Origin of the sequence: Clostridium sp. DMHC 10, from assembly GCF_001270375.1 — a bacterium.
GTDB lineage: Bacteria > Bacillota > Clostridia > Clostridiales > Clostridiaceae > Clostridium_S > Clostridium_S guangxiense.
In genome coordinates this window covers 459,061-482,895 of the sequence record NZ_LGVB01000015.1, presented here as the reverse complement: position 1 = coordinate 482,895, position 23,835 = coordinate 459,061, and the positions used below count along the sequence as shown (strand labels likewise).

At 30.7% G+C, this 23,835-nt stretch carries 17 protein-coding genes and 5 pseudogenes; 20 read left to right on the top strand and 2 right to left on the bottom strand.

What is annotated here, in order from left to right:
* The first annotated feature begins 7 nt into the window (after positions 1–7).
* The 15 genes and pseudogenes from AGR56_RS04135 to AGR56_RS04070 all read left to right on the top strand — a co-directional run bounded on the left by AGR56_RS04135 (position 8) and on the right by AGR56_RS04070 (position 17,442).
* A complete protein-coding gene (locus AGR56_RS04135; RefSeq protein WP_053241233.1) occupies positions 8–940 on the top strand; it encodes a recombinase family protein in 933 nt (310 codons plus the stop codon).
* Between the two features lie 13 nt (positions 941–953).
* Entirely contained in the window at positions 954–2,594 is a 1,641-nt protein-coding gene (locus AGR56_RS04130) for a recombinase family protein (protein ID WP_084756863.1), read from the top strand.
* Positions 2,542–3,369, top strand: a pseudogene (gene carA / locus AGR56_RS04125) (glutamine-hydrolyzing carbamoyl-phosphate synthase small subunit); the annotation flags it as partial. The gene AGR56_RS04130 and the pseudogene carA, both read left to right, overlap by 53 nt.
* 54 nt (positions 3,370–3,423) lie before the next feature.
* Positions 3,424–6,613, top strand: a pseudogene (gene carB, locus AGR56_RS04120) (carbamoyl-phosphate synthase (glutamine-hydrolyzing) large subunit).
* Between the two features lie 154 nt (positions 6,614–6,767).
* A complete protein-coding gene (locus tag AGR56_RS04115) occupies positions 6,768–7,304 on the top strand; it encodes a hypothetical protein (protein WP_242851308.1) in 537 nt (178 codons plus the stop codon).
* Complete coding sequence (locus AGR56_RS21340) at positions 7,285–7,578, top strand: hypothetical protein (protein WP_242851307.1); 294 nt, start codon at positions 7,285–7,287, stop codon at positions 7,576–7,578. Before AGR56_RS04115 ends, AGR56_RS21340 begins: the two co-directional genes overlap by 20 nt.
* A gap of 17 nt (positions 7,579–7,595) precedes the next feature.
* Positions 7,596–8,381, top strand: coding sequence for a sugar phosphate isomerase/epimerase (locus tag AGR56_RS04110; protein ID WP_053241232.1), 786 nt, complete (start codon positions 7,596–7,598; stop codon positions 8,379–8,381).
* Between the two features lie 119 nt (positions 8,382–8,500).
* Entirely contained in the window at positions 8,501–9,796 is a 1,296-nt protein-coding gene (tig, locus tag AGR56_RS04105) for a trigger factor (protein ID WP_053241231.1), read from the top strand.
* A 128-nt stretch (positions 9,797–9,924) separates the two neighbouring features.
* Positions 9,925–10,506: an ATP-dependent Clp endopeptidase proteolytic subunit ClpP gene (clpP, locus tag AGR56_RS04100; protein WP_053241230.1), complete on the top strand. Its 582-nt coding sequence runs from the start codon at positions 9,925–9,927 to the stop codon at positions 10,504–10,506.
* A 29-nt stretch (positions 10,507–10,535) separates the two neighbouring features.
* Positions 10,536–11,831 carry an ATP-dependent protease ATP-binding subunit ClpX gene (gene clpX / locus AGR56_RS04095; protein WP_053241229.1) on the top strand — a complete coding sequence of 432 codons (1,296 nt, stop codon included), beginning with the start codon at positions 10,536–10,538 and terminating at the stop codon, positions 11,829–11,831.
* 136 nt (positions 11,832–11,967) lie between these two features.
* Complete coding sequence (gene lonB, locus AGR56_RS04090; protein WP_053241228.1) at positions 11,968–13,656, top strand: ATP-dependent protease LonB; 1,689 nt, start codon at positions 11,968–11,970, stop codon at positions 13,654–13,656.
* Between the two features lie 143 nt (positions 13,657–13,799).
* A pseudogene (lon, locus tag AGR56_RS04085) lies at positions 13,800–16,083 on the top strand (endopeptidase La).
* Positions 16,064–16,644, top strand: a pseudogene (yihA, locus tag AGR56_RS04080) (ribosome biogenesis GTP-binding protein YihA/YsxC). The pseudogenes lon and yihA overlap by 20 nt, the downstream one beginning before the upstream one ends.
* A gap of 82 nt (positions 16,645–16,726) precedes the next feature.
* Entirely contained in the window at positions 16,727–17,131 is a 405-nt protein-coding gene (locus tag AGR56_RS04075; RefSeq protein WP_053241227.1) for a hypothetical protein, read from the top strand.
* Positions 17,128–17,442 (top strand): CPBP family intramembrane glutamic endopeptidase, encoded by a 315-nt coding sequence (locus tag AGR56_RS04070; protein ID WP_053241226.1) that lies wholly within the window; start codon positions 17,128–17,130, stop codon positions 17,440–17,442. Before AGR56_RS04075 ends, AGR56_RS04070 begins: the two co-directional genes overlap by 4 nt.
* A 190-nt stretch (positions 17,443–17,632) precedes the next feature.
* Here the strand turns inward: AGR56_RS04070 and AGR56_RS04065 are convergent, their stop codons facing one another.
* A complete protein-coding gene (locus AGR56_RS04065; RefSeq protein ID WP_207642160.1) occupies positions 17,633–18,520 on the bottom strand; it encodes a hypothetical protein in 888 nt (295 codons plus the stop codon).
* Between the two features lie 136 nt (positions 18,521–18,656).
* The gene (locus AGR56_RS04060) at positions 18,657–19,022 is read right to left on the bottom strand and encodes a transcriptional repressor (RefSeq protein WP_157055658.1); all 366 of its coding nucleotides are present in this window, start codon (positions 19,020–19,022) and stop codon (positions 18,657–18,659) included.
* Positions 19,023–19,272: 250 nt separating this feature from the next.
* On the opposite strand from AGR56_RS04060, the pseudogene AGR56_RS04055 reads away from it, so the two are divergent.
* The 5 genes and pseudogenes from AGR56_RS04055 (at position 19,273) to AGR56_RS21330 (ending at position 23,651) form a co-directional block, all read left to right on the top strand.
* Positions 19,273–19,763, top strand: a pseudogene (locus AGR56_RS04055) (prolyl-tRNA synthetase associated domain-containing protein).
* 281 nt (positions 19,764–20,044) lie between these two features.
* Entirely contained in the window at positions 20,045–21,322 is a 1,278-nt protein-coding gene (locus AGR56_RS04050; protein ID WP_084756861.1) for a replication-associated recombination protein A, read from the top strand.
* The gene (locus tag AGR56_RS04045; protein ID WP_242851306.1) at positions 21,315–22,973 is read left to right on the top strand and encodes a PD-(D/E)XK nuclease family protein; all 1,659 of its coding nucleotides are present in this window, start codon (positions 21,315–21,317) and stop codon (positions 22,971–22,973) included. The genes AGR56_RS04050 and AGR56_RS04045 overlap by 8 nt, the downstream gene beginning before the upstream one ends.
* Positions 22,960–23,184 (top strand): hypothetical protein, encoded by a 225-nt coding sequence (locus tag AGR56_RS21335; protein WP_347460388.1) that lies wholly within the window; start codon positions 22,960–22,962, stop codon positions 23,182–23,184. The genes AGR56_RS04045 and AGR56_RS21335 overlap by 14 nt, the downstream gene beginning before the upstream one ends.
* Positions 23,181–23,651, top strand: a complete 471-nt coding sequence (locus tag AGR56_RS21330) for a helicase C-terminal domain-containing protein (protein ID WP_242851305.1) — start codon at positions 23,181–23,183, stop codon at positions 23,649–23,651. The genes AGR56_RS21335 and AGR56_RS21330 overlap by 4 nt, the downstream gene beginning before the upstream one ends.
* The last annotated feature ends 184 nt before the right edge of the window (positions 23,652–23,835 follow it).

The window sequence follows — 23,835 nt, the reverse complement described above, 5'->3', positions numbered from 1 at the left end:
TCAGGAAATGTTTTTATGGAGTGAAAACTCAATAAAAGGCATTTTAAAAAATGAAAAATACTATGGCGATGCTGTACTTCAGAAAACTATAACAGTAAGCTATTTGACTAAGAAGAGGAAGAAAAATAAAGGTCAAGCTCCAAAGTATGTAATTAAGTGTGATCATGAACCAATAGTATCAAAAGAAGATTTCTTAAAGGTTCAGGATATAATGGCAAAGAAAGCTTTAAAATATGGCAATTTATTTGGAGATAGAGATAAATACCTTCAAAGATATGCTTTCAGCGGGAAAATAATATGTGATAACTGTGGCAGTGTTTTTAAAAGAAGAACCTGGAACAGCAAGTTAAAATCAAAACAAATTGTGTGGCAGTGCAGTACATATATAAGCAAAGGAAAAAAGTATTGTGCCATGAAAGCAGTAGATGATATCACATTAAAAGCAGTATTTGTAAGAGTCTTTAATAAACTTTATGAAAACAAAGAAAAGTTTTTTAAAGCTTTTATTGATAATGTTCAAAAGGTTATAAGGCAAAGTGCAAGCTGTGAGGTGGCATTTAAAATAGACATGGAAATAAAGAATATTAATGAAGAAATGAAAAGCCTTGTGAGGCAGCAGATAAAAGGTCAGTTAAAGGAAAGTGCATTTGATAAGAAATATGTAGTTTTAAATGAAAAGCTTCAAGTATTTAAACAGCAAAAAGATAAATTAACTTATGATGATGATAAATATAAAGAGGTTCTTAAAAGGAACTTAGAAATTAAAAGCTTTATTGAAGAAAGAAAAAACACTCTTACAGAGTTTGATGATGATATATTTGAAAATCTAATAGAAAAGGTAGTAGTTATTACACCAACACATTTAGAGCTTCATTTCAAGAATGGAATGATATTGGAAGAAAAATTTATTAAAAAGCGAGGAATTAAGGGGCTGCAGTAAAGGAGGAATTTTCATGCCAAAGGTTTCAGTAATACCAGCAAAACCTATGCAAGTGATAAAAGGTTTGCCAAAAGGAACAAAGAAAAGGGTTTGCGCTTACTGCAGAGTAAGTACGGATACAGAAGAGCAGCTTACGAGTTATGAAACTCAAGTGACATATTATGAAAATTATATTAAAAGTAAACCAGAATATGAGTTTGCAGGGATTTTTGCTGATGAAGGAATAACTGCTACAAATACAAAACGCAGAAATGAGTTTAAAAGGATGATAGATGCAGGGCTCGCAGGTCAGTTTGATATGATTATTACAAAGTCAATTTCGAGATTTGCCCGCAATACACTGGATTGCCTTAAATATGTAAGACTACTCAAGGATAAAGGTATAGGAGTTTATTTTGAAAAAGAAAACATTGATACTCTAGATTCAAAAGGAGAGGTTTTACTTACTATTTTATCTTCACTTGCCCAAGATGAATCAAGAAACATTTCTGAAAACAGCAGATGGGGCATAGTTAGAAGATTTCAACAGGGAAAGATAAGGGTAAATCATACAAGATTTTTAGGTTATGACAAAGATGAAAATGGAGAACTTATTATAAATGAAGAACAGGCTAAAGTAGTTAGAAGAATATACAATGAGTTCCTTTCAGGAAAGGGTATAAGATCTATAGGCAAAGGACTTCAGAAGGATAATATTTTAACAGGTGCAGGAGGCAGGAAGTGGTACGATTCCACTGTACAAAAAATATTGAGAAATGAAAAATATTCAGGAGATGCGCTGCTTCAAAAAACTATAACAACGGATTTTCTAACACATAAAAGAGTAAAAAATAAAGGTGAAGTGCAGCAGTATTATGTTGAAGATAGCCATCCAGCAATAATACCAAAAGAAATATTTCAAAGGGTGCGGGAAGAAATAAAGAGAAGGGCATCACTTGCAGGTTATTCAGAAAAAACGAAAAGTAGATACAGCAATAAATATGCCTTTTCAGGCAAGATAATATGCGGTAATTGCGGCAGTAAATGTACAAGAAAAAGGTGGGGACCCGGTGAGAAATATAGAAAGTATGTGTGGCTTTGTGCCAATCATATAGATAATGGTGTAAAAGCTTGCAGCATGAAGGCTGTATCTGAAGAAAAACTAAAAGCTGCATTTGTAAGGTCTATAAATAAAATCATTGAAAACAAAGAAACCTTTCTAAAAACTATGATGGATAATATAAATAGGGTTTTAGAAAGTGAAACAAATAGCGATGATGTGCGAGCTGTAAATGAAAGATTGGAAGAACTGAAAGAGCAAATGATGAACCTAGTAAGGTTGGATGTAAGGAAAGGATTAGACCATGAAATTTACGATGAGGAATACGGAAGGCTTGAAGAAGAAATAAAGCAGCTGAAGGCAAAGAAGCAAAGGTTTGATAATGTGGAAGTGATAAGGAAGAATGGGATTGAGAAGGTAAAAGAAATTGAAAATATATTAAGGGGGAGGCAAAATACTATTAAGGAATTTGATGAGGAGCTTTTTGGGCAGATGGTGAAGGAAGTGAAGGTGGTAAGTTTGGTGGAGGTGGACATCTGTTATAAAAATGGGGCTGTGGTAAAAGGATATGGAGGTAGTTGGAGTTTATGGAGTAGATACAAGAAGTATTACTAAAAAAATTAGAAATACTGGAGTTATGAAATGCGTGATTTCTAATGAAATTTTTGACTTAAACGAACTTAAGAAAATCATGGCTTCAACTGAAATTGTAGATAAGTATGTTTCAGAAGTAAGTACTAAAGAAATTTTGCATATAAGTGGCAATGGATATAAAATTGCCGTTATGGACTTTGGTATAAAAAGTGATATAATAGAAAATCTTAAGGCAAAAGATTTCGATATAACAGTATTTCCATATGATGCTAGTCCAGAAGAAATTTTAAGTATTAATCCAGATGGATTGTTTTTAAGCAATGGACCTGGAGATCCTAAATCAATTCCAGAGACAGTTAAAAATGTAAAGAAACTTATAAAACATTTACCTACCTTTGGGATATGCCTTGGACATCAAATAATTGCACTTGCAGTTGGTGGAGATACTTATAAACTTAAATTTGGTCATAGAGGTGGAAATCATGGTATCTATGATATTGAAAGAGATAAGGCGTATATAACAGCACAAAATCATGGATACGCAGTAGAGGAAAAAAGTGTTATGGAAAAAGGCATGATAATTACGCATAGAAATTTAAATGACGGTACGGTAGAAGGAATGAAACACAGTAAACTTCCAATTTTCTCAGTTCAATTTCATCCTGAAGGTGCTCCAGGACCTACTGATACGACATATCTTTTCGATAAGTTTAAGAAAAATATAAAAAATAGTAAGATAAATGAAGTGAAATGTAAGCTTCAAATAGACTCATGTTTGGAAAAAGTGGCATATTAATTAAGAAGTTTATATAAAACATTCAAATTTTTAAGCATTAAGAGGAGGATAACTATGCCTTTAGATAAGACAATAAAAAAAGTACTAATAATAGGTTCAGGACCTATAATAATAGGTCAGGCAGCAGAATTCGATTACTCGGGAACACAGGCTTGTAAGGCTGTAAGAGAAGAGGGAATAGAGACAATTCTTGTAAACAGCAATCCTGCAACTATAATGACCGATTCACATATTGCAGATAAAGTTTATATTGAGCCTCTTACTGTAGAATCAGTAGGAGAGATAATAAAAAATGAAAAGCCTGATGGCATATTAGCTGGATTTGGAGGTCAGACTGCTTTAAATCTTGCTATGCAGTTAAAAGACGATGGAGTACTTGAAAAATATAATGTAAAACTTCTCGGAATAAATAGTGAGGCTATAAAAAAGGCAGAAGATAGAGAAGAATTTAAGGAACTCATGGAAAGAATAGATGAACCAGTTCCTAAAAGTATTATAGCAACACATGTAGATGAATGTGTTGATTTCGTAAATAAATATGGTCTTCCAGTTATAATAAGACCAGCATATACATTAGGTGGAACAGGCGGCGGAATAGCAACAACCATGGAAGAACTTCATGAAATATGTGCAAGAGGAATAATGCTTAGTCCTATTGGTCAGATACTCTTAGAGCAAAGTGTTGCGGGATGGAAAGAACTTGAGTATGAGGTTATGAGAGATAAAAAAGATAACTGTATTATAGTATGTAATATGGAAAACTTGGACCCAGTTGGAGTGCATACTGGAGATAGCATAGTTACAGCACCATCGCAGACGCTTAGAGATAAAGAATATCACATGCTTAGAAATTCAGCACTTAAAATAATAAGAAATCTTCAAATAGAAGGTGGATGTAATATACAGTTTGCCCTTGATCCAAAGAGCAGCAGATATATAGTAATAGAGGTTAATCCAAGAGTTAGTCGTTCAAGTGCGCTTGCTTCAAAGGCAGCAGGCTATCCTATAGCAAAAATTGCAGCAAAAATTGCCATAGGATATAGTTTAGATGAACTTAAAAATTATGTAACTAAAAACTCAAGTGCATGTTTTGAACCAGCACTAGACTATGTTGTTGTAAAAATACCTAAGTGGCCTTTTGAGAAGTTTAATACAGCAGAAAGAAAGCTTGGAACTCAGATGAAAGCTACTGGAGAGGTAATGGCAATAGACAGAACTTTTGAAAATGCACTTTTAAAAGCTGTAACCTCAATTGAAGGTAAAATGACAGGTCTTAGACTTGAAAAAGTTCAGATATACTACAGTTAGAGAACTTATTGAAAAAATAAAAAAGCAGGATGATGAGAGAATATTTGCTATAGCTGAGGCTTTTAGAAGAGGTGTTGAAATAAGCAAGATACACGATGTGACTCAAATAGATAACTGGTATTTAAATGGAATTAACAATATAGTTAACATGGAAAAAGAACTTGAAGATGAAGAAAATAAAAATAAATCTGAAGCTATAATAAAGGCTAAAAAGATGGGATTTACGGTTAAAGAAATAGCAAGACTTACTGAACTCTCTGAAGGGGAGATTTATGCCATAGTTAAAGTTGTAAAACCAGTATATAAAATGGTTGATACCTGTAGTGGTGAATTTGAAGCTAAAACTCCTTATTACTACTCATGCTATGAGAATGAAGATGAAGATGAAGTTACAAATGATAAAAAGATAATAGTTATTGGATCAGGTCCTATAAGAATAGGACAGGGAATAGAGTTTGACTACTGCTGCGTTCATGGAGTATGGGCAATAAAGGAAGCTGGCTATAAATCAATAACTATAAACAACAATCCTGAAACTGTAAGTACGGATTTTGATACTGCTGATAAGCTTTATTTTGAATCACTTTATATAGATAACGTAATGGATATAGTAGAGAAGGAGAAACCAGAAGGTGTTATAGTTCAGCTTGGTGGTCAAACAGCTATAAATCTTTCGGGAAAGCTTGCTGAAAGAGGCGTTAAAATACTTGGAACCTCCTTTGAATCTATAGATCTCGCAGAGGATAGAGAAAAATTCAGTGAGCTTTTAAAGAAGCTTGATATACCTCAAGCAGAAGGAACTGCTGTAACAAGCATGGAAGAAGCTTATGATGCAATTGAAAAGTTAGGATATCCCGTTATAGTAAGACCATCTTATGTAATAGGGGGACGTGCAATGCAAGTTGTATATGATCTTGCAGGTCTTCAAAAATATATGAGAGAGGCAGTTACGCTTTCAACTGAACATCCTGTACTTATTGACAGATATATAAAGGGTACAGAAATAGAAGTAGATACAATATCAGATGGTGAAAATATTCTTATGCCAGGAATTATGGAACACATAGAAAGAACAGGAGTGCATTCAGGTGATAGTATAACTATGTATCCTTACCATACCCTTCCAGAGAAAGTGGTTGATACACTTGTAAAATATACTAAAAAGCTTGCAAAAGCACTTGATGTTAAGGGACTTATGAATATACAGTATGTGTACGATGGAGACAGTGTGTATGTAATAGAAGTAAATCCTAGAGCCTCTAGAACAGTGCCAATATTAAGTAAGGTTACTGGAGTACCAATGGTTAAGTTAGCCATTGAAATTGCTACAGGTAAAAAACTTAAAGATTTAGGCTACGGAGTTGATTTAAAAAGAGATAATAAACTTTATGCGATTAAAGTACCTGTATTTTCAAATGAAAAGCTTGCAAATGTAGATACATACCTTGGACCTGAAATGCGTTCAACGGGTGAAGTTATGGGTGTGGATAAAGATTTCGATATAGCAATATATAAAGGTTTTAGAGCAGCAGGATATAGTATACCTACTAAGGGGAATTTATATGTATCAGTTAAAGATGTAGATAAGAAAGAAAGCGTAGCACTAGTTAAAGAGTATAGTGAAATTGGATATAAAATTTTTGCTTCAGGTGGAACAGGAAAATATTTAATTAAAAACGGAATAGATTGTGAAATAATAAGCTATAATGAGCTTATGCAGCTTATAGATGACAGTAAGATAAATCTTATAATAAATGCACCTACAAAAGGTAACGTAGTTGGAACTACAGGCTTTAAGATAAGAAGAAAAGCAGCAGTATATAGAGTGCCTGTATTTACTTGTATAGATACAGCTAAGGCTTTTATAACTGCAATTAAGGTAAAAAAAGAAAACAGAGAAATAAATTATTTACCAATGAAAGAGTACTTTAAATAAATATGTAGGTAAAGAAACTTGAGAACTTAAATGTTGGCAAGTTTCTTTTACTTTACTATACTTATAAAAAATACTTAAATTCATAAAAAATTATTACTAAATTGGGTCAATTTGCGTTATAATAAAATTGATAATTACTTAGGAGGTTTGAAAATTGGCTAGACCTAGTATTTTTAGTAATCAGTATGACAGGCAAGTAAGAAGAAGAAAGCGAAGAAAAAAGATAATAGTTTTTTTTGTTTGTTGTTTAGGGATTTATTTAGTTGTAAAAATATATCTAGGAATTAACTTTAATGGGGTTAGCTTTAAAAATATTGCAACTAAGCTTGAACAAGAACAAAATAAGAAAGAGGCTGCTAATAAGAAATCATCTGAGAGGGTTAGTAAAACTACTAAGGGTAATTCAACGACGAAACCTAATAAAAATGAAAGTAAAGATCAAGTGGTTAATGCTAAATTGGCTGACGGGAAGCAGGTGATTGTGACTTATAATATTAGTGGAAATGTCAGAAAAATAAAATCTGTTAATTTAAATGGAGTCGATGGAGAATACAACATAAGCCCTTCATCACAAAATTTAATTATATATGAAAAGGCTGGACAAAATATGTATTATGTTGATGCTAATGGAAATGTTTCAGATATAACATATAAAACATATACGTCTACTAGTGGTACCACTTTTTTCTAAAGATAATATTATTCAAAGTAACCAGAATTATATTTGGTGTGCTTCACCTAAATTTATAGATGATAATACAGTGGTTTATATATCTCAGCTTCCTTGGTTTGATAATAGAACTGATAAATATGTATGGAGAACTACAATCAAAGATAAAGCTTATGCTAACACTAATATACATGGTAATGATGTGAAGATTAATGGTATGACAGATAAAGGCATAGAAATAGTGACAGATACTACTACACAGTATATGAAGGCAGATGGAACAACTACAAATTAGTCAGGAGTTGAAAGGACTTGAAAATAGGATTATCATCAGCAGTTTTTTATCCTTATGTAGATACTGAAGATTCACTTGAAATTATAAATAGTCTTGGGTTTGAATGTGCTGAAATTTTTTTAAACAGCTTTTCAGAGTATTCTGATGATTTTATAGATAAACTTATTCAAGAAAAAAATAATTATAATATAAGTATAAATTCAGTTCATGCTTTTTCTTCTTCCTTCGAACCATATATTTTTGATGCTTATAGAAGAAGAAGAAAGGATATGATTGAAAGTTTTAAAAAAGTATGCAAGGCTGGCAGCAGGCTTGGAGCAATGTGTTATACTTTTCATGGAATGAGATATCAAGATATGGCGACTATTAACAAAAAATTAATTATTGATATTTATAACGAACTTACATATATAGCTCTTGAAAATGGTATAAAACTTGCACAGGAAAATGTGTCGTGGTGTATGTCTCAAAGTCTGGATTTTCTAAAGTTTTTAAAAGAGAATTGCAAATATGATTTATTTTTTACCTTTGATATAAAGCAAGCTTATAGAGCTAATACGGAACCTTATAGGTATATAGATATAATGGGTGAAAAGTTAATAAATTTTCACATAAATGATAGAAGCAAAGAAGAAACGTGTTTACTCCCAGGGAAGGGAGAGGTTAATTATTTAGATATAATTAGTCTTCTTAAAGAAAACAATTATTGTGGGAATGGAATAGTAGAAATTTATAGAGAAAACTACACATCCTATGATGAACTTAAAGAATGTAAGAAAAAACTAGAAAAGTTTTTAAAATAATATAAATTATGTTATAATGTATTAATGTGAATTAAAAATTTAATTGTAAATAACTATTTGCATATGTTATAATGTTTAAGTTATCAAGTAAGGTACTTTAATTAGGAGGAATATTCATTATGAACGTTAATGTGGAAAAATCAGAGAAAAATATTGTTAAATTCGATATAACAGTTGAAGCAGAAAAATTTAAAGAATTTGTTATGAAAGCATATAATAAAAATCGCGGAAAGTACAATATACCTGGATTTAGAAAAGGAAAGGCACCATTTCAAATAATAAAACAATATTATGGAATTGGTGTATTTTATGAAGATGCAGTTAATTATTGTATAGATGCTACATATCCTAAAGTAGTGGAAGAAAATAATATAGATCCTGTAGCTTATCCAGAAATAGATATTGTTACTTTAGAGGAAGAAAAAGATTTTGTATATACTGCAAAAGTTACTGTTAAACCTGAAGTTGAACTTGGAGAATACAAGGGCGTAGAAGTTAAAAAAGTTGATCACGAAGTAAAAGATGAGGATGTACAAAACGAATTAAAGAAAATGCAGGAAAAGAACGCAAGAATTGAAACAAAAGAAGATAACGAAGCAATAGAAAAAGGAAATTTAGCAGTTATCGATTTCAAAGGATATGTAGAAGATAAGGCTTTTGAAGGTGGAGAAGGAACTGATTTTTCACTAGAAATAGGAAGTGGTACTTTTATAGATAACTTTGAAGAACAACTTATTGGCGCTAAAAAAGGCGATCATGTAACTGTTAATGTAACCTTTCCAGAAGAATATGGTAAAGAAGAATTAAATGGCAAACAAGCTAGATTCGAAGTTGATATAAAAGAAATAAAAATAAAGGAAATACCTACTCTTGATGATGAATTTGCAAAAGAAATTTCAGAATTTGACACTTTAGAAGAAGTAAAAGCTGATATCAAAAAGAAAATTGAAGAAGCTAATGCTGAAAGAGCAAAGACTGAATTTGAAGATAGTGTTGTTGATGCAGCAACTGAAAATGCCAAAATTGACATTCCAGAAGTAATGATAAAAAATGAAACTGATAGCATGCTTAAGGAATTAGAATCAAGATTAAAATATCAAGGATTGGATCTTAATTCTTATTATCAATTTACAAATAGTTCAGAAGAAAAAGTTAGAGATTATATGAGAGAAACAGCTGAAAAAAGAGTGAAAACAAAGTTGGTTATAGAAAAAATAGCTGAAGTTGAAGAAGTTAAAGCAACAGAAGAAGAATTAAAAGAAAAAGCTATGGAATATGCAAAACAATATACTGATAAAGACTTAGATAAGATGGCAGAATTAATATTACAGGCTCAAAAACCTATGATAGAAAACGATGTTGTCAACAGCAAAGTAATTGATTTATTAGTAAAAAATTCTAAAGTTGTAGCTTAAAATATAATTATTTTGATTAGAAAATTAAAAATATAGCATAATATATAAAAGGACTTAATTGCCAGGATACTTCTTGGCAATTAATTTTAAATAAAATCATAATTCTTAATTAGTAGGAGGGGATTTGTATGAGTTTAGTTCCTTATGTAATAGAGCAAACAAATAGAGGTGAAAGGTCTTACGATATATATTCAAGATTACTTAAAGACAGAGTAATTTTTCTTGGTGAAGAAGTAAATGATACATCAGCTAGTTTAATAGTTGCACAATTATTGTTTTTGGAAAGTGAAGATCCTGATAAAGATGTTTATCTTTACATAAACAGTCCTGGTGGATCAATAACTGCAGGAATGGCTATTTACGATACAATGCAATATGTAAAATGCGATGTTTCTACAATTTGTATAGGAATGGCTGCTTCTATGGGATCATTTTTACTTACGGCAGGTGCTAAAGGAAAGAGATTTGCACTTCCTAATAGTGAAATTATGATACATCAGCCACTTGGAGGATTCCAAGGTCAGGCTACTGACATAGGAATTCACGCTAATAGAATTCTTCACATAAAAAAGAAACTAAACACTGTATATAGTGAAAGAACAGGAAAGCCTCTTGAAGTAATAGAAAAGGATACAGAGAGAGATAACTTTATGGATGCATATGAAGCTAAAGAGTATGGACTTATAGATGATGTGATTACTAGTCACTAAAACAAATAACCTTTGAAAGAGGTGATGAAATGGCAAAATTCGATGATAAAAAACAATTACGTTGTTCGTTTTGCGGTAAAAGTCAAGATCAAGTTAGAAGATTAATTGCAGGACCAGGAGTTTATATATGTGATGAATGTATAGAGTTGTGTTCTGAAATAATTGCAGATGAGTTTGAAGAAAATCCACAAATTGATGTAGGAGCATTACCTAAGCCAACAGAAATAAAAAATTATCTTGACCAATATGTAATTGGGCAGGAAGAGTCTAAAAAATCATTATCAGTTGCCGTTTATAATCATTACAAGAGAATAAATTCCAATGCTGCTAGTGATGATGTAGAACTTCAAAAGAGTAATATACTTCTTCTCGGACCAACTGGTAGTGGTAAAACATTGCTTGCACAAACACTTGCAAAGTATTTAAACGTTCCTTTTGCAATTGCTGATGCTACAACTTTAACAGAGGCTGGTTATGTTGGTGAAGATGTAGAAAATATATTGTTAAAGTTAATTCAAAATGCGGATTATGATATTGAAAGAGCTGAAAAAGGTATAATTTATATCGATGAAATAGATAAAATAGCTAGAAAATCTGAAAATCCATCTATAACAAGGGATGTTTCTGGTGAAGGCGTTCAACAAGCACTTTTAAAAATACTTGAGGGTACTGTAGCTTCAGTTCCACCTCAAGGAGGCAGAAAACATCCTCATCAAGAGTTTATACAAATAAATACTACAAATATATTATTTATTTGTGGAGGAGCTTTTGATGGAATTGATAAAATTATAGAAAAAAGAACAAGAGTAAGTACTATTGGTTTTGGTGCAAATATTAAATCAAAGAATGAAAAGGATATAGGGAAGCTTCTTAAGGGAATTATGCCTGGAGATCTTCTCAAATTTGGCTTGATACCTGAATTCATAGGAAGAATTCCTATAATAGTTACCCTTAATGCACTTGATGAAGATGCACTTATAAAGGTTTTATCACAGCCTAAAAATGCTCTTGTTAAGCAGTATAAAAAATTGTTCCAACTTGATAATGTGGAACTTGAATTTCAAAATGAAGCTCTTGAAGCGATTGCAAAAGAAGCTATTCAAAGAAATACTGGAGCTAGAGGCTTAAGAGCAATCCTGGAAGAAATGCTTAAAGATACTATGTTTGACATTCCATCCAGAGAGGATGTTGAAAAAGTAGTAGTTACTAAAGAATCTGTAAAGAGTAAGCAGCTTGATCTTGTACTTTCTGATGGTGCTAAAAAGATTTCTGCTCCTAAGAAGACTGATGATCTAAAAGGCAAAAAAGGTATAGAAACTGCATAATTTATTATAGGAGGAGTAGCTAAAATTTTAACTACTCCTTTTATTTTTGCTGTATATTAAATACTAAAATATCACATAATATTGTTGATATAAAATAGCGTATAGTTTAATTATAAATAAAAGTGAGGCGTATTTTATGATTGCAATATTAATGACGATAGAAATAGTTTTTACATTAATAATGGGATTGTATTTTTTTAATGCTTTAAAAGGGCAGCAGACCAATAAAATTGTTATTGATAAAAGCAGCAAAAAAGAAATGGATAATCTAAATAAAATGAAAAAAATTAATTTATCTATTCCTTTATCTGAAAAAAGCAGACCTAATAAATTTGAAGAAATAATAGGGCAGGAAAAGGGAATAAAAGCATTGCAGGCGGCAATATGTGGACCTAATCCACAGCATGTTATAATATATGGACCTCCTGGAGTTGGAAAAACAGCAGCAGCAAGATTGGTTTTAGAATATGCCAAGAAGTGCTCATATTCACCATTTTCTGGCGAAGCTAAATTTATAGAAATAGATGCAACTACAGTAAGGTTTGATGATAGAGGTATAGCTGATCCACTTATAGGGTCAGTTCATGATCCGATTTATCAAGGAGCTGGTGCACTTGGGGTTGCTGGAATACCTCAACCTAAACCGGGAGCTGTAACTAAAGCGCATGGGGGAATACTTTTTATAGATGAGATTGGTGAATTACATCCAATTGAACTTAATAAGCTTTTGAAGGTTTTGGAAGATAGAAAGGTGTTTTTTGATAGTTCATATTACAATTCTATGAATGGCAATATGCCAGAGTACATAAGGGAAGTTTTTGAAAATGGACTGCCAGCAGACTTCAGACTTATAGGAGCAACTACAAGAAGACCAGATGAAATCAACCCAGCTATTCGTTCAAGATGTGTAGAAATATTTTTTAGAAGTTTAAAAGAAAATGAAATTGAACTTATAGCTAAGAATGCTGTTGAAAAAATCAATATAAGTATTGATGATGAGGCAATTAAGCTTATAGGAAAATACGCTTCAAATGGGAGAGAAACAGTAAATATGGTTCAGTTAGGTGCTGGCATCGTTTTAAATGAAAAAAATACTACCATCACATCTAAAGAAATAGAATGGATTGTAGAGAATGGTCAATATTTGCCGCACATTGAGCCAAGAATAAATGATGTACCAAGAGTCGGATATGTAAATGGACTGGGAGTTTATGGAATAAACAGTGGAGCACTTATGGAAATTGAAGCTACAGCTATTGAGGTTGGCGATGGAAATGGAAGAGTAAAAGCTACAGGAATAGTTGAAGAAGAAGAAATGAATGTAAGCAATAGAAAAATAAAAAAGATGAGTACTGCAAGGTGTTCAGTTGAAAATGCACTTACTATGCTGGAAAAAGTGTTTGGAATTGATGTTAATAACTATGATATCCATGTTAATTTTGCAGGAGGTGTTCCTGTTGATGGTCCTTCCGCTGGAATAAGTATTTCCTGCGCAATATACAGTGCTATAAAAAATGCAAGTGTAGATAATAAAGTGGCAATGACTGGAGAAATAACCCTTTACGGAGATGTAAAACCTGTTGGAGGAATAAATAGTAAAGTAAGTGCTGCTGAAAAAGCAGGAGTTACTACTGTGTTAATTCCGGCTTCAAACTATCAAAATATATTAAAAACATATAAAAACATGAGAATAATACCAGTTAAAAATATAAAAGAGGTTTTTAAATATGCTTTGGTTGAAAATAAAAATGTTGAAAACTTTATTGGGAATGAACAAGGAATACTTACTGCAAAGGGGATAAATAAGGATAATTACATGATTTAGAATTTGAAAAGTTGTTATTTTATGTTTATAATATACTAAATTGACTATATTTTATTACAGATTGAAAGGGAGGGGAGAAACATGAAAAGGTGAAAGAAATTCTTCCTTTAATTCCATTAAGAGGACTTATAGTATTTCCATATATGGTAACACATTTTGATGTAGGTAGAGAGAAGTCTATCCTTGCATTAGAGGATGCCATGATAAAAGAACAGAGAGTATTTTTGGTTTCTCAAAAGGATGCAAAGGTAGAAGAACCGATTGAAGATGAAATAAATGAAATAGGAACAGTTTGCAGTATAAAACAAATACTTAGACTTCCAGGAGATGCTGTTAGGGTTTTAGTAGAAGGATTATATCGTGGAAAAATAGAAGAGTATTTAGAAAAAGAACCTTTTATAAAAGCTAACATTAATATTATAAATGATGATGAACAGAAATATGATAAGAATGAAGCAGAGGCTCTTATAAGGCTGGTAGAAAAATCTTTTAAAAAATATGTACAATTGTCGGGGGCAATACCTAAAGATACATTAACATCTATTGAGGATATTAATGAACCTGGAAGATATGCTGATATTGTCGCTTCGTATTTAATCATAGATTTTGAAGATAAACAAAAAATGATTGAAGCTTGTGATTCAATAGAAAGACTAGAAGTTGTACTTACAATACTTAAAAATGAGCTTCAAATACTTGAGCTTGAAAGGCAAATTGGAAGTAAAGTAAAAGAAAAGATTGATAAAACTCAAAAAGAATATTATCTAAAAGAGCAAATAAAAGCTATGAAGGAAGAACTTGGGGAAGAAGACGAAGAAAAAGAAGAGATAGAAAAATATAAGCAAAAAATTTCTAAAGCAAAACTTCCAAAAGAAATAAAAGAAAAAAGCTTATATGAACTTAAAAAACTAGAAAATATAGGCAGTTATTCTTCAGAAGGGAGGGGGATAAAAACATATATAGACTGGATTTTAGATCTCCCTTGGAATAAAAAAACAAAAGATAATCTTGATATTAAAAGAGCTAGAGAAGTGTTTGATAAGGAGCATTATGGGCTAAAAGATGTAAAGGATAGAATTATAGAATACCTTGCTGTTAAGAAAATGAGTGGCTCTTTAAGAGGACCTATACTTTGTCTTGTAGGTCCACCTGGAGTTGGTAAAACGTCAATTGCAAAGTCAATAGCACATGCTGTAAATAGAAATTTTGTGAGAATGTCACTGGGCGGAGTAAATGATGAGGCTGAGATAAGAGGTCATAGAAGAACTTATGTTGGAGCAATACCTGGCAGAATAATTTACGGAATGAAACAGGCAAAAGCTAAAAATCCGTTATTTTTATTAGATGAAATAGATAAAATGAGTTCAAATTATAAGGGTGAATCTGCTGATGCACTTCTTGAAGTTCTTGATAGTGAGCAAAATAGTACTTTTAGAGATCACTACCTAGAGCTTGATTTTGATTTATCCGATGTAATGTTTGTAACTACGGCAAACACTTTAGATACTATACCAACACCTTTACTAGATAGAATGGAAGTAATAGAGGTGTCAGGATATACTTATGAAGAAAAGTTTCACATAGCAAAAAATTATCTTATAAAAAAACAGCTGGAACAGCACAATGTTGATGAAGATAAGATAAAGTTTATGGATTCTGCAATATATTATATTATTGAAAATTATACAAGAGAATCTGGAGTGAGAAATTTAGAGAGAAAAATAGCAACAGTTATAAGAAAGTCTATAACTGACATGGTTGAAAAGGATAAGAAAATTATAAACATAAATACAAGCACAGTAAAAAAGTATTTAGGAACAGATGTATATATGTTTGAAAAGATTGACAAGGAAGATAAAGTTGGAGTTGTTACAGGAATGGCTTGGACGGCTTATGGTGGAGACACACTTCCTGTAGAAGTAGTAATTATGCCTGGAAATGGTAAACTTCAATTAACAGGCCAACTTGGAGATGTAATGAAGGAATCAGCGGAAGCAGGTTACAGTTATGTTAGGGCAAATGCTGAAAAGTATAATATAAAAGATAAATTTTATAAAGAAAAAGATGTTCACATACATGTGCCAGAGGGAGCAGTTCCTAAAGATGGACCATCAGCAGGTGTAACAATGATAACTGCTATGGTATCTGCATTAAGTGATAAAAAAAGTTAAACATAATGTGGCTATGACAGGAGAAATTACTTTAACAGGCAGAGTACTTGCTATAGGTGGACTTAAAGAGAAAACTTTAGCAGCATATCGTGCAGGAGTAGATACTGTAATAATTCCAAAGGAAAACGAAAAGGATATTAAGAAGATTCCAAAATCCATAAGAGGAAAAATAAATTTTATACCTGCAGATAGAATAGATACAGTATTACAAAATGCTTTAATAGGTGGTATTAGCGATGGAAATAAAACAAGCTGAATTTATAATTTCAGCAGCTCAAAAAACACAATTTCCCTCTAACAACATGGCGGAAATTGCCTTTGTAGGAAGATCAAATGTTGGCAAGTCTTCTTTAATTAATTCTCTTACTAATAGAAGAAAATTAGTTAAGGTTAGTTCAACGCCAGGTAAAACAAGGTTAGTTAACTTCTTTTTGATTAATAATGAATTTTATTTTGTTGATTTACCAGGTTATGGTTATGCAAAAGTTTCAAAAAGCCAGCTTGAAAACTGGGCTGCTACTATAGAAAATTATTTGGTGGGCAGGAGACAGCTTTTTAAGGTTGTATTACTAGTAGATTCAAGCATAAGCCTACAAAAGACGATATAACCATGTATGAATGGATTAAGTATTATGATTATAAGTGTATGATTGTGGCTACTAAAAGTGATAAAATAACTAAAAATGAAAAAGCTAAAAACGAAAAAATAATAAGAGATACATTAAAGCTAGATAACAATGAAAAGATATATTTCTTTTCATCTCTTACTAAAGATGGCAAACAAGAAGTTTTGGATAATTTATTTGATGAGGAATAAAGGTGAATCAATAATATTTCGGAACATTAAATATTGTTGATTTGCCTAACCAGAAATCAAGGAATATTTTTGAGGTATAAAGATGATTGAAATTATAGTTGATATATTTATAATAATCTTTATTTATGTGTTCCCAATAGTTATTTTTATTAAATATTTCAGCAAGACAAAACATAATAAGTATATGAATTTTTTATATATTGTAATATACGCAGTAGGTGTTATTATAACTTCTAATTTTATGGACAACCTTTTTCCATTTATCTTTATTATTTTATCAATATTAATTTTAAAAAATAATATTGATGAAAATGACTATGATAAGTACAGTTTTAGTATTAGAAGGGTTAATATTATAAAAGCTGTTGAATACTTTATAGTGTTTTATACAATGAATATAGTGGCAGCTTTTATTTTTCAATGGATTTTTTTAAAGTTTAATATTGATGTACAGCAACAAGAAGTTGTAAGTGATATGGAAAAATGAAATTGCTTAGTATTATTAAATATATACCTGTGAGTGTAATTTTTGCTCCCATATTAGAGGAATTTATATTTAGATTTATTTTGTTTGAAAAAATTTTAAAAGGCAAAATAGGCTTATATGCAAGCTGTATTGTTTCAAGTATGTTATTTTCAACTTTACATTATAATTTAAAGGCCCTTCCAGTTTTGTTTATTCTTGCTGTAGAAAATTGTTATCTAATTCACAAAAAAGGTTTTTGGTATTCTGTTTTAAATCATTCTTTGTTTAATTTTATTACAGTTGCCGCAATTTTGTCTGATAAAATAAAATAGTGAATAAAATTAGTAAAAGTGGTTATCATAAATTGTGAGTGGAGAAATGAAACTCCATTGGTATAAAATGAAATTTATTTTATACCGAAACCCCCCATCCCCATTGGGATCGCTTAAGTGCGGTCCCTTCTTTTATGCTCTTAGATTTATGAATTCTATTTAATGTTCTAAGATCTGTTGCTTAACCATACTAGTTATAGCTTAGATCTAGATTTGATATTTTAAAATAATATGGATTGTCCTTATTTTCTTCCGAAGCCCTAAGTGTAACATCCAGTGAATAGTTTTTTAGCTCATTTACATTAGATTTAGATATACTTTTAAAGTTAAGTATCCACTTAACTTCTGAGATTTCTCCATCTTTGTTATAACGAGTGTCTTTAAATGAACCATCTTCAAAAGTATAGGTATTATTGTCTTTAATTAACTTGTTATATATTTGGGCAAATGTGCTCCAAGAATCGGAGTAAAAAATTTTATCTTGATTTTTTAGTTCATTAGGATCCAATGTTTGTATTTTACATATAAGCGCCGCTACGCTGTCTTTTCCTATAGCATTATCTTTATAATTAGCTGTATAGTTCTTTAATTTATTTCTAATAAGAATGAAGTTTGAAAAGTCTATTTTATTATTAAAAAAGTTGGCAGATATTATTTTTGGTGTCTCGTTATTATGGCTGTCTATTAAACCGATTATGTTATTATAATTATAAAGTACATCCTTGAAGTTGTTATTATCCCATATAAACATATGTTGTATTGGTGTATCATTTTGTGAGCTTTGAACAAACATTTCATTTACTTTATCTCTTGTTACATCAGCTAGAGTAAGCGTAATAGGCCAATAATTTTTATAGGAACCCATTGTCTTTATAACTTTATTTGGCTTTAATATATAGCTTCTATCCTTACAGTTAACTTGTATAAAATATTTATCATTATTTGTTTTTATGTAAATAATATCATTGTTGCCATCACCATTTACATCATAGTCTTTAATTACTGTATTTTTGGAAGTTATATTAAAAGTTGATACTGATTGCTTGGACAAAACAAATATCATAAATAATATAACCATGGAAACAAAAAGAATTATATAGTATAGATGTTTTCTTTTAAAAAAAATCACATTGAATTTCAAATAAATCACCCCGCATATAATTAACATATTTAATTATATGCGGGGCGATTAAATATTTTGCATGAAATTTTAATTAAAGTGGTTTTTTGGATTTGCATTTTTTGCACATTCCATAAAAATACACTTGATTTGACATAACTTCATACTCAGTATATGAAGCTACTTTTTGGTTTAATTCTTCAAAGCTTAAGTCACGGATATCATCCACCTTACCACAAACTAAACATTGTATATGAGGATGAGAAAGAATGTTAGCATCGTATCTAAAATTCCCTTCTCCGACATTTAATTCTTGAATAAGATTCACTTCAACAAGAGTTTTCAATGATTTATAAACTGTAGCTAAACTCATAGTTGGATAATCTTCTTGAAGTGCTTTATAAATTGTTTCGGCAGAAGGATGTTCAGTAGTTGATTGTAGATATTTATATACAGCTATTCTTTGAGGAGTTAAATTTTTAGCTTTTTTTCTTTAAATTGTTTCTTGTTATGCTATTCATATGCACCATCCTTTATTATATAAACTATAAAAATATTATATAATCTTCAAAAAACCAAAATACATGAATGTGTTAAGCAAAATAAAAATACAATTACTTTTAATAATCTAGAGTTTGCGCGGGAGCGCATATGACTTCAAAAACCAAAATACATGAATGTGTTAAGCAAAATTAGGAAGTGAAAAAATGATTAGTACAGAGGAACAAAAGGTATATGATATTTTAAATGAACTAAAAATTAAATACATAAGATATGAACATAAAGCAGTATATACTGTTGAAGAAGCTGATAAATTGGAAATAGATATTAAAGGAAAATGTTGTAAAAACTTATTCTTGAGAAATAGAAAAGGTAATATTCACTATCTTGTGATTTTAGAAGAAACAAAACGTGCAGATTTAAAATTTTTATCAAAACAAATAAACAGTACACAGTTATCATTTGCGTCAGAAGAAAGATTATTTAAACACTTAGGCGTCAAACCTGGATCTGTAACTCCTTTTGGTATAATAAATGATAAAGAAAGTTCTGTTATAATTTTGATAGATAAAGATTTAGTAGGTAAGCATTTTATAAACTTTCATCCAATGTTAATACAGCAACAATAGGGGTTTTGTATGAGGATTTTGAGAGGTTTATTAAATGGCACAAAAACAAATTTGTTTATGTAGAAAGTTAAACCAGAGTACAAAGTACAAAGTACAATGAAGGTTGATTTTTCTCCGTGAGCGTAGAAAATCTTAAATTTAATGATTACATAATCGCGCAAAGCATTGCGCTCAGCGAAGCTGATAATATTTAAATTTTAAGATTTGCCTGACGTGAGGAAGGCAAATCCTCCTTCATTGTACTTTGTACTTTGTCAATTGTACTTTGCTTTAAATTTCAATTTATCAGGATGAACTTGGTATTAGCAATTTAAATTTTTCAACTTGTTTATCCAAAGAAGGGGGTTCCATTTTGAAGCCATTACCAGATAGGATTAGACCAGAGAAGTTTGAAGACGTATTTGGTCAAGAACATATACTTGGAGAAGGAAAGATACTCCATAGAATTTTAAAAAGTAAAATGATACCCAACATGATTTTTTATGGTCCACCGGGGACTGGAAAAACTACTGTTGCAAATATAATTGCAAGTAAGACAAATAAAAAATTATATAAGCTTAATGCCACTACAGCATCTTTAAGTGATGTAAAAGAAGTAATAGAAAGTTTAAATACTTTAATGGCAAGAGAAGGGGTACTATTATACCTTGATGAAATCCAAAACTTCAATAAAAAGCAGCAGCAGTTGCTTCTTCAATTTATGGAAAATGGCAGTATTACTTTAATTGCAAGTACAACTGAAAATCCGTATTTTTATGTGTACAATGCCATTTTAAGCCGATCCATAATATTTGAATTTAAACCACTTAAAAATGAGGATATTGTTAAGGCAATGAAAAGAGCTTTAAAAATAGTTCAAAGTGAATTTGAAAGTACGGCTATAAATATAGAGGAAGAAGCTTTAGAATACTGTGCAAATGTAAGCGGAGGAGATATAAGAAAAGCTTTAAATTCTCTTGAAATAGCCATTTTCTCAACTCCAAAGGATGAAGATGGGAATATAAATGTAAATTTAAATATAATGAAAGAGTGTACTCAAAAAAATATATTTAAATATGATAAAAATGGTGACAATCACTATGATATTTTAAGTGCTTTTCAAAAATCAATACGAGGAAGTGATCCTGATGCAGCTTCTTTATATCTTGCTATGCTTATTAAAGGCGGTGACTTAAAGTCAATATGCAGGAGGCTTTTAGTTATTGCAGCGGAGGATATAGGTCTTGCGTATCCACAGGCTATTTCAATAGTAAAGGCATGTACAGATGCAGCACTTGAAATTGGTTTTCCAGAAGCAAGAATTCCACTTTCAGAGGCAACAATACTTCTTGCAACAGCTCCTAAATCAAATTCTGCAATAAGCGCTATAGATTTAGCACTTTCAGAACTTGATAACACCAATATTGGAGAACTTCCAGTGTACTTACGGGATGGTCATTACGAAGGGGCAAAGGCACTAGGTAGAATGCAAAATTACAAATATCCATATGATTATAAAAATAACTATGTAAAACAGCAGTATTTACCTGATAAGGTTAAGGATAAAAAGTATTATATTTATGGTGAAAACAAGATAGAGCAGGCCTCTAAAAATTATTGGGATAGGATAAAAGGAACAAATAATGAGTGAAAATAATAAGATAAAAATATCAATAAGAAATCTTGTGGAATTTGTAATGAGAAGCGGAAGTATTGATAATAGATTTCAAGGAATGGGAAGAGCTCTAGAAGGAACTAAAATTCATGGAAAATTTCAAAGAGAAAATAAAAAGCTGTATGAGGGTATAGAAAACTGTAAATATTCAAAGGAAGTTTATTTGAAATATGAAACTGAGTATAAAGGAGTAGAGTTTTTAATTGATGGCCGTGCGGATGAGATAATAGAAGAGGAAAATAGAGTTATTATAAATGAAATTAAAAGTACAGGAAGATCACTTGAATTTATTGATTCTGATTACAATGAACTTCATTGGGCACAGGCAAAATGCTATGGATATATGTATTCTGAGGAAAATAAACTAGATAATGTGAATATAAGGCTTACATATATAAATGCAGACAGCTACGAAAATAAACAATTTGAAGAAATTATGTCCCATTCTAAACTCCAGGAATATTTTTTTAATATTTTAGATAAATACATAGTATGGGCTCATTTTATACAAGACTGGACATCAAAAAGAAATGCATCTATGAAGGAATTTAAATTTCCCTTTGATGAGTATAGAAATGGTCAAAGAGAACTGGCAGTGCGGGTATATAAAGCTATACAAAAGGATAAAAAAGCATTTATAAAAGCTCCTACGGGTATTGGAAAAACTATGTCAGTTATATTTCCAGCAGTTAAAGCTATGGGAGAAGAAATAAATGAAAGAATTTTTTATTTGACGGCTAAAGGCACAAATGGAAAAGCACCTGAGGATGCACTAGAATTTATGAGGAGTAAGGGACTTAAGGTTAAATCTATTACAGTAACTTCAAAAGAAAAAATATGCTTTAATGATAAGGTTTCCTGTAATCCAGAAGGCTGTGAATTTGCCAGAGGACATTATGACAGGGTAAATGAAGCTATTTTAGACATTATAAATAATGAAGATAATTTTACAAGAGTTGTAATAGAAGAGTATGCAAAAAAGTATAAATTGTGTCCTTTTGAATTTTCTTTGGATTTAACACTTTGGTCGGACATTATAATATGTGATTATAACTATGTATTTGATCCTGCTGTTTATTTAAAGAGATTTTTTTCAGAAAATGGAGGAAATTACACATTTTTAATTGATGAGGCACATAACCTTGTAGATAGGGCAAGAGATATGTATTCAAAGGAGCTTTTAAAAAGTACGGTTATGAGCTTAAAAAAGAATCTCAAGAGTAAAAAAAGCAAAATTTATAAGGTACTTGATAACATAAATAAAGTGCTTATAAATGTGAGGAAATCAGCAGAAGAAAAAAACACTGTTGTGAATAAGGAAATTCCTGATGATTTATTAAGGTATGTATACAAATTTACAGTAGTATGCGAAGAGTGGCTTATTCAAAATTCTAGTGATGAAATATATGAAGATATGCTTCAATTTTATTTTGACTGTATTTCATTTATTAGAATAGCAGAATTTTATGATGATAAATTTGTTTTTTATGGTGAAAATGATCTAAAAAATGAATTTAAAATAAAACTTTTTTTGCTTAGATCCTTCAAAACTTATTTCAGAGGCTTTAAAGAGAGGGAAAAGTGCTGTATTTTTTTCAGCAACTCTAGAACCCTTGCCATATTATAAAGAAATGTTTGGAGCAGAGGAGGAAGATTATATTATATCCTTAAGGTCTCCCTTTCCGAGTGAAAATAAATGTGTCTTAATTGGAAATAGAATTTCAACTAAATATGTAAATAGGGAAAAAAGTTGTAAAACTATTGCACAATATATAGATGCAATGGTAAGCAGTAAAATTGGAAACTATATGGTTTTTTTCCTTCCTATAAATATATGAATGAAGTGTATTCCATATTTGCAGAAGAATATAGCCATAATGCTATAGTTCAAGATAGTACTATGGATGAAGAAGCAAGAATAGACTTTATTAATAAATTTAACAACAAGCAAGATGAAGAAGTTATAGGTTTTTGCGTTATGGGAGGAGTTTTTTCTGAAGGCATTGATCTTGCCCATGATAAACTTATTGGGGCTGTAATAGTTGGAGTCGGTCTTCCACAAATATGTATGGAGAGAGATTTAATTAAAGAATATTTCAATAAAAAGAATAATTTCGGATACAAATATGCATATATGTATCCAGGGATAAATAAAGTGCTTCAATCAGCAGGAAGGGTAATACGAACTGAAAATGATAATGGGATTATTATGTTTTTAGATGAAAGGTTTGGTACCAACGAGTATATCAGTTTGCTGAAAAAAGACTACTTTTTTATCATTATGTTAAAAATAAAGTGGAAATAGAAAAAAATACGAAAAAATTCTGGGAAGACATTTAAAAATGCAAGATTAGTATTGAAAAATTTCATTTTAAGATTATAATAAAAACTATAGCATTTTTCTTAATAAATATACAGGTTATGTTATAAAATATTATAATTTTTTCCGTAATAGAATATAAAATTATATAGATATGTAAGTTAGGGGG